Origin of the sequence: Thioclava sp. NG1 (assembly GCF_003122275.1) — a bacterium.
In the GTDB taxonomy this organism is placed as follows: domain Bacteria; phylum Pseudomonadota; class Alphaproteobacteria; order Rhodobacterales; family Rhodobacteraceae; genus Thioclava; species Thioclava nitratireducens.
The window spans coordinates 144,980-152,396 of record NZ_QFBB01000008.1 but is presented as its reverse complement, the minus strand read 5'-3'; the positions used below and the strand labels follow the sequence as shown (position 1 = coordinate 152,396).

Below are 7,417 nucleotides of genomic sequence, written 5' to 3'. Positions count from 1 at the left end.
GCAGGGCTCGCGCAGAGGCAGATCGTCCACCAAAGCGCCTGTGTCTGCGCATCCAGTGTCAGACCCGCAACCAACGCACCTGCCAGAAGGGCAAAGCCGCCGATCCGCGGGGTCGGGGCCGCGTGGATTTTCTGGATGCCGTGATCGCCGTCGAGCGTGAGCTTGCCATGAAAACTCTTTGTTGCAACGATGAGGGCCGCCATCAGGAACGATGCCAGGAAAGCCGTCACAACATATTCAAGGCCAACCACGCCCGATCCTCCCGCACGAAAAGAACATTATCGCGGTGGCAGACGTTAAAATTCCACTAGCGCAATATTGGGTGAAACGCTGCAAATCGTATATGTGCTCTTGCAGACCGAGTTTGCGTCACTCTTCTCTGAAGTGTCAACGTTCTTATACACGCAGTTGGAGAAAATCCGAGAAACAATACGCCCTTGGTTTGTCAAGAGAGGCGGTAGCTTTGGGCCGAGCGTGAAAATGATCGGCATGCGCGACAAAGCAGCCCGTAGGCGATGGAGTCGGGTTCTGAGGCAGCTAGGGTCAGGATTCATAACCAGTAGATGACGAGAGCCGCTAGGGCGATGGCGGAGAGGAAGACCTTCGGAGATCGGTCATAGCGGGTCGCCACACGCCTCCAGTCTTTGAGCCTACCGAACATTATCTCGATCCGGTTACGGCGCTTGTAGCGGCGTTTGTCATATTTGATGGGCGTCTTGCGTTGCTTTCGGCCCGGGATGCAGGCGCGTATCCCTTTGTCCTGCAACGCGTCTCGGAACCAGTCGGCGTCATAGCCGCGGTCCCCGAGCAACCAGTCGACCTTGGGTAGGCTGCTCAGTAGCGCCCGCGCACCGATGTAGTCGCTGACCTGCCCAGCGGTGACGAACAGGCTGAGCGGTCGCCCTTGGCTGTCGCAGATGGCATGCAGTTTGGTATTCATGCCGCCCTTGGTTCGCCCGATCAGGCGACCGCGCCCCCCTTTTTCGCGGCCAGGCTGGTCGCGGTGCGGTGTGCCTTCAGGTAGGTCGCGTCGATCATCACGGTCTTTTTCTCTCCGTGTTCGGCAGCTAGGCCGGCCATCATCTGGGCGAAGATGCCTTTCTCGCTCCAACGCTTCCACCGGCTGTAGAGCGTTTTGTGCGGGCCATAGGCGGCAGGAGCATCACGCCAACGCAAGCCATTGCGATTGACGAAGATAATCCCGCTCAGCACCCGTCTGTCATCGACCCGCGGCTTGCCGTGCGACTTCGGGAAGAAAGGGGAAAGCTTGGCCATCTGCTCGTCGGTCAGCCAGAAAAGATCGCTCACGTCACCGCTCCGTTTCGGAGCCGTGAATCACGCGACGCAACAGAAATCAATGCATCCTGACCCTAGTTCCGGCCAGAACGACATCGAAATATCGGTTCTTTTCCAGCGGCTTGAAACCGCCAAGATCATAGGCCTCCGGGTTTTCCGAAAACACCCGGCGCGAGCGCATGTTGGGCAGGTCGTAGACAGAGGCTGTGGTCAGACCCTTACCGACATCGGCGTTGAGCCCATCCAGCAGGTAGGCAAAAACCTGACGGGCGGCATCGGCGCCAGCGGCCAGCTTGAAGAGATGTGCGGTATCCATCGGCATCACGCGGCCTTCATGAAGTTACGGGCTACGCGGCCGGATTTCACGACCATGCGCAGAGTTTCCTCGGGGCGGCCCAGAAGGGTGACATCAGCAAAGGGATCGCCATCCACCACGATGAAATCAGCACGAGCGCCCTCAGCGATCACGCCGATTTCGCCGTCGCGCATGCAGGCCATTGCGCCGATCTGGGTGACCGAGCGCAAGATTTCTGCGGGCGAGAGAACCTTGGCCAGGATGTCGAACTCCATTCCGCCGTATTTGCGCAGCTTGCCCAGCAGGTCGGTGCCGAAGGCCATGGGCAACCCGGCGTCGCGCATGATCGCCAGAGACTCCAGCCCCTTGTCACGCACGATGTCGATCTTGGCCTGCTCGGAGGCACCCAAGCCCAAGGCCGCTCCCTCCAGTTTTAGCCCCTCGTAGGCAACCAGCGTGGGCACGGCGAAACAGCCTGCTTCGGCGGCCATCTTGGCCGTTTCGGCGGTGATCAGATTGCAATGCTCAAGGGACTTCACACCCAACTCGACACAGCGGCGGATCGCCTTGTCGTGGTAGACGTGGGCAGAGACATAGGTGTTGGCATTCTCGGCTTCCTCAACCATTGCGAGGATCTCGTCCCGAGAATATTGGATGGAGTCGATGGGGTCGTTGGGCGAGGAGACGCCTCCATTGGCCATGACCTTGATGAATTTGGCGCCTTCCTTGAGCATCTTACGGCAGGTGAAGCGGATGTTGTCCACGCCATCCACTAGCACGCCCATGTTTGCCAGTCGCCAGCCCATTGCGTCAGGGCGGATGTCGGTGCGAGCGCGCAAATCGGTATGACCGCCGGTCATCGAAAGGCCCTTGCCGCAGATGACAAGGTCCGGACCATCGACCAGCCCGTCCTCAACTGCCCGCACTAGACCCAAATCCGCTCCGCCGAGGTCGCGTACGGTGGTGAACCCGCGATCTAGCAGCTCCTCCATGATCTTAGCTGCACGCAGGGCCGCAAGGGAATCGGGGGCCGTGACGTTGCCCCAGAGGTCCAGGGAATGGGCGACGACATGAAAGTGGCTGTCGATCAATCCAGGCATCAGGGTTCGGCCGCCAAGGTCGACCACTTTCGCGCTCTCGGGTGCGGGGTGGCCGATGCTGTCGATCCGGTCGCCTTTCACCACAACAGTGGTGATTCGCCCCAGGCGTTCTGCATCCAGGTCGAGCAAGCGGGCGTTCGTATAGGCGGTCAGGGTCATGTTGATGCATCCAGCTTGTTTGGGCGAACCAGTGCTGCCAGTCGATGGGGGGCAGCGGGCACATAAAAGAGCGTCTTGATTAGGAATTATATATCTAGTCACGCAGGTCTTGTCGACTATAAAAATATAGCGAAGGTGTTTTCATGCATGCGACGACGTCGTAAAGTCTCCGGGAAGTTAGTTAGGAGTGTCGGATGAGCAGGGTGCCTTCAGAGCGCAAGGTGTCGCAAGTCAAGCGAGGTAGTGGGGTTGCCCATGTCTACGAAATGCTGAGGAACGAGATCATCGATCTTAAGCTGGCACCGGGCAGCCCGATTGATGAAACGGAGCTTTCGGAGCGCTTTTCCATGTCGCGCACACCAATCCGCGAAGCGCTTGTGCGCCTTGCGGCAGAGGGGCTGATCACCACACTGACCAATCGCACGACGATCGTTTCCAACATCGATTTTGTGCAGCTGGGCGCCTTCTTCGACGCGCTGACATTGATGTACCGCGTGACTGCGCGCCTGGCTGCACAGCACTATGGTGAAGCCGATCTGGCGGCGATCCGAGAGCATCAGGCGAGTTTCTCCGCGGCGGTGGAGAGTGGCGATGTGCTGGGCATGATCGCCACCAATCGGGATTTCCACGTCGCAATCGCCGAGGCGGGTCGCAACAAGTACTACACGGACCTGTTCCGGCGGCTCCTGGATGACGGGCGGCGTATCCTGCGGCTCTACTACCGGTCCTACGATGACAATCTGCCGCGTCAGTACGTGATCGAACACGAACGCATTATCTCTGCCATGATCGCCCGTGACGTCGAGGAGTCGGATCGCCTGGCGTCTGAGCATGCCGATCAGATCGTCCATCAGATCCGGTCCTATATTTCGGCGGATTCGCGCAGCGCCTCCTCAATCTCACTCTGAAATGGTGTCCTTTGATCGCTGAAACTCTCGCGCGCTGATGGTTTTGAATTTTGTTTGTCGACAAGTCGGCGGCAGGGCGTTAGGAGTCTTCCCAAGGAGGGCTCCGCTTCGATCTGCGGTCCCCGAGAGAACTGGCTCGCCCTGTCAATGATTGCCTCGTGAATTCGAAAGGACACCTCGTGAACGACTCCATTTTCACCGGCTGCATCCCGGCCCTGATGACCCCCTGCAAGGAAGACCGTACACCCGACTACCAAGCCCTGGCGCGCAAGGGCAAGGAACTGATCGAGGCCGGAATGTCCGCGGTTGTTTACTGCGGATCGATGGGAGACTGGCCGCTGCTGACCAATGAGCAGCGCATGAAGGGGGTCGATGCGCTGGTCGAGGCTGGCGTGCCCGTTATCGTCGGCACCGGGGCCATCAACACAAAATCCGCCGTGGCGATCACCGCCCACGCTGCCCGCGTCGGCGCCGCAGGCCTGATGGTCATTCCGCGCGTGCTGTCCCGCGGCACCTCGGTTTCCGCACAGAAGGCCCATTTCTCCGCCATCCTCGAGGCCGCCAACGGTCTGCCGGCGGTGATCTACAACAGCCCCTATTACGGTTTTGCCACGCGCGCCGATCTCTTTTTCGACTTGCGCGCCAGCTACTCCAACCTGATCGGGTTCAAGGAGTTCGGTGGCGCCGCTGACATGTCCTATGCGGCCGAGACCATCACCTCCGGCGACGAAAACCTTACCCTGATGGTCGGTGTCGACACGCAGGTCTTCCACGGCTTCGTGAAATGCGGCGCAACGGGCGCGATCACCGGCATCGGCAACGCCATCCCGAAGGAAGTGCTGCACCTGGTCGAGCTGTGCAAGGCCGCCGCGAAAGGCGACGTCGCGGCCCGTGCTAAGGCGCAGGAGCTCGAAGAGGCGCTGGCCGTGCTGTCCAAGTTCGACGAAGGTGTCGACCTTGTACTCTTCTACAAGTACCTGATGGTTCTGAACGGCGATGCGGAATACACGCTGCACTTCAACGAAACCGATACGCTGACCCCGGCACAGCAGGCATTCGTTGAAACGCAGTACGCCCAGTTCAAGGCCTGGTACGCAGCCTGGGCAGCCTGAGCTCCCATCTGAAGCGTCGAATCCAAGGAGACCGACATGCATGTGATCGACAGCCACACCGGCGGTGAGCCCACGCGGGTCATTCTTGGTGGTTTCCCTGATCTCGGCGACGGGCCGCTGCCTAAGCGGGCCGCCCGCCTTGCTACCGAATTCCGCGATGCCTATCGCGCTGTGGTGCTCGAGCCGCGGGGCCAGGTGGCAATGGTGGGCGCGCTGCTCGTTCAGCCCACCGATCCCACCTGCATCACCGGGGTGATCTACTTCGATGTCGAGGCTGTGCTGGGCATGTGCGGTCATGGCACCATCGGCTTGGCCGTCACGCTCTTCCACATGGGCCGCATTGGCACCGGCAGTCACCGTATCGAGACGCCTGCCGGCGTCGTCACGGTGCTGGTCACCGATGCACATACGGTCACCGTCACCAATATCGAGAGCCGCCGCACCATGACCGAAGTCACCATCGATGTGCCAGGCCTCGGCGCCGTCACCGGCGATGTTGCCTATGGTGGCAACTGGTTTTTCCTCGTCGATCCCAGCCCGCTGCCCGTGGCGCCCGACAATATCCGCGCGCTCACCGATGCCACCGTCGCCACCCGCGAGGCGCTGCATGCTGCCGGTATCGCCGGAGAGAACGGTGGCCTGATCGACCACATCATCTTCTACGGGCCTTCGGAGGATCCGGCAGTGCACAGCCGCAACTTCGTGCTCTGCCCCGATGATGCCTATGACCGCTCGCCCTGCGGCACCGGCAGCTCGGCGCGGCTGGCGTGTCTTGCCGCTTCCGGCCGCCTGGCCGAGGGTGAGCAGATCACCCAGCATTCCATCATCGGCTCGGCCTATCGCCTCTCCTGGGCGGCGGGCCCCACCGGCGGCGTAATCCCCTCGATCACCGGCAGGGCCCATGTAATGGCCGAGAGCACGCTGATTTTCGATCCCGACGACCCGTTCCGCAACGGCATCGCTCCCTGAAACTCCCCCACTGCCGGGCGGGCCATCCGGTCTGTCCGGCATTTTTTCTTCCATTCTAGACGAGCGATCGCAACAGCACAGGCAGCCCCGCCCGGCGGTAAGACGGACGCGGTACAGGCCCAGAAGAGGGGGCAGACATGTCCGAGAGTTACAACCAGAGCGGGGGCACCTCCGTCATCGTCATCGGGGCCGGCATCATCGGCGTCAGCACGGCGCTGGCGCTGCAGGACCGCGGGCATGCCGTCACGCTGCTAGACCGGCGCGGCGTGGCTGAGGAGACCTCGCGCGGCAACGCCGGGGCCTTCGCCTTTACCGATGTCGAGCCGTTGGCCTCTCCGGGCATCCTGCTCAAGGCGCCGAAATGGCTGCTCGATCCGCTCGGGCCGCTGTCGCTGCGTCCTGCCTACGCGCACAAAATGCTGCCCTGGGCGCGGCATTTCTATGCCGCCAGCCGCCCCCGCCGCCATAAGGCCTCGATCTCGGCCCAGGCCCGGCTGATGACCCTCTCCCGTGCCGCGCTCGAACGGCTGATCGCCCGTGTCGAGGGCGAGCCCCTGATGCGCCGCGAAGGGCAACTTCAAGTCTACGAGGGCGAGGCTGAGTATCGTGCCAGCCTACCGGCCTGGGAGCTGCGCCGTCAGCATGGCATTGCCTTTGACTTGCTTGAAAGCCCGGAGGCCATTGCCGAGATCCAGCCCGGCCTTGCGTCGCGCTTCACCCACGCGGGTTTCACCCCCGACTGGATGAACACCGTCGACCCCAAGCTTTGGACCGAGCACCTCGCAGCCTGCTTTCGTGCCGCCGGTGGCGTGCTCGAAACTAACGACGTGCAGGCGATGGTGCAGCAGGGCGATGCGGTTGTTCTCGAGACCACCGCCGGGCTGCTCCGGGCCGATCAGGTTGTGGTGGCCGCCGGTGCCTGGTCGCATCGTCTCGCCCGCACCCTAGGCGATCGCATCCCACTGGAAACCGAGCGCGGCTACAACACTACATTCCCGACATGCACTTTCGACCTACGCACCCATGTCACCTTTAGCAATCACGGCTTTGTCGTATCCAAGATCGGCGACGGGCTTCGCGTGGGCGGCTCGGTCGAGCTCGGCGGGCTCGAGCTGCCGCCGAATTACAGGCGCTCCGAGGTTCTCGTGCAGAAAGCCGTGCAATTCCTGCCGGGCTTCGATGGCACCGGAGGCACCCAGTGGATGGGGTTCCGCCCCTCCATGCCCGACAGCCTGCCCGCAATTGGCCGCTCGCCCCGCGCCGACCGGGTGACCTATGCCTTCGGTCACGGGCATTTGGGCCTAACCCAGTCTGCCGGCACCGCCGAAATCGTGGCCGATATCGTTGCGCGACGGCCTCTCGCGCTCAATATCGCGCCTTACGCCCCCCTCCGTTTTGGTGGTCAGCCCTGACCGGCTGGGACAATCCGGACTAAACGGCGGCATCTTGCAAAGATGCTGGGGACCGTACGGCAGTTTCAACTGGTCGTCAGGGCCTTGTTATGCAAATGCGGCGGGGGATTCACTGCGCGAATCCAGCATGATAGCTGGCGGCCATGAGCAGACCGGCGAAAACCCC

The 7,417-nt window shown here is 61.8% G+C and carries 7 protein-coding genes and 1 pseudogene; 4 read left to right on the top strand and 4 right to left on the bottom strand.

The annotated features are described in order from the left end of the window. From DEM26_RS16175 to DEM26_RS16160, 4 genes and pseudogenes are all read right to left on the bottom strand, one after another. Positions 1–251, bottom strand: a pseudogene (locus DEM26_RS16175) (hypothetical protein); the annotation flags it as partial. A gap of 299 nt (positions 252–550) precedes the next feature. Then, positions 551–1,308, bottom strand: a protein-coding gene (locus DEM26_RS16170) for an IS5 family transposase (protein WP_088726066.1) whose coding sequence is annotated in 2 segments (ribosomal slippage) — positions 551–984 and positions 984–1,308 — 759 coding nt in all. Because the reading frame shifts where the segments join, the coding sequence is not laid out codon by codon here. A gap of 46 nt (positions 1,309–1,354) precedes the next feature. After that, positions 1,355–1,618 carry a hypothetical protein gene (locus tag DEM26_RS16165; protein WP_199224681.1) on the bottom strand — a complete coding sequence of 88 codons (264 nt, stop codon included), beginning with the start codon at positions 1,616–1,618 and terminating at the stop codon, positions 1,355–1,357. Continuing rightward, the gene (locus DEM26_RS16160) at positions 1,618–2,850 is read right to left on the bottom strand and encodes a metal-dependent hydrolase family protein (RefSeq protein WP_109172835.1); all 1,233 of its coding nucleotides are present in this window, start codon (positions 2,848–2,850) and stop codon (positions 1,618–1,620) included. The genes DEM26_RS16165 and DEM26_RS16160 overlap by 1 nt, the downstream gene beginning before the upstream one ends. Positions 2,851–3,044: 194 nt before the next feature. Here DEM26_RS16160 and DEM26_RS16155 point away from each other — a divergent pair, with 194 nt between their 5' ends. The 4 genes from DEM26_RS16155 (at position 3,045) to DEM26_RS16140 (ending at position 7,251) form a co-directional block, all read left to right on the top strand. After that, a complete protein-coding gene (locus DEM26_RS16155) occupies positions 3,045–3,758 on the top strand; it encodes a GntR family transcriptional regulator (protein WP_075777649.1) in 714 nt (237 codons plus the stop codon). Positions 3,759–3,937: 179 nt separating this feature from the next. Then, positions 3,938–4,870 (top strand): dihydrodipicolinate synthase family protein, encoded by a 933-nt coding sequence (locus tag DEM26_RS16150; protein WP_109172837.1) that lies wholly within the window; start codon positions 3,938–3,940, stop codon positions 4,868–4,870. A gap of 36 nt (positions 4,871–4,906) precedes the next feature. Next, positions 4,907–5,839 (top strand): 4-hydroxyproline epimerase, encoded by a 933-nt coding sequence (locus DEM26_RS16145; protein WP_075777650.1) that lies wholly within the window; start codon positions 4,907–4,909, stop codon positions 5,837–5,839. Between the two features lie 137 nt (positions 5,840–5,976). Further along, positions 5,977–7,251, top strand: coding sequence for an NAD(P)/FAD-dependent oxidoreductase (locus DEM26_RS16140; RefSeq protein ID WP_088736353.1), 1,275 nt, complete (start codon positions 5,977–5,979; stop codon positions 7,249–7,251). The last annotated feature ends 166 nt before the right edge of the window (positions 7,252–7,417 follow it).

Bases quoted from the DNA above. Each gene is read 5' to 3' on its own strand.
- DEM26_RS16145 (WP_075777650.1), top strand. From the start codon at position 4,907: ATGCATGTGATCGACAGCCACACCGGCGGTGAGCCCACGCGGGTCATT.
- DEM26_RS16160 (WP_109172835.1), bottom strand. From the start codon at position 2,850: ATGACCCTGACCGCCTATACGAACGCCCGCTTGCTCGACCTGGATGCA.
- DEM26_RS16140 (WP_088736353.1), top strand. From the start codon at position 5,977: ATGTCCGAGAGTTACAACCAGAGCGGGGGCACCTCCGTCATCGTCATC.
- DEM26_RS16155 (WP_075777649.1), top strand. From the start codon at position 3,045: ATGAGCAGGGTGCCTTCAGAGCGCAAGGTGTCGCAAGTCAAGCGAGGT.
- DEM26_RS16165 (WP_199224681.1), bottom strand. From the start codon at position 1,618: ATGCCGATGGATACCGCACATCTCTTCAAGCTGGCCGCTGGCGCCGAT.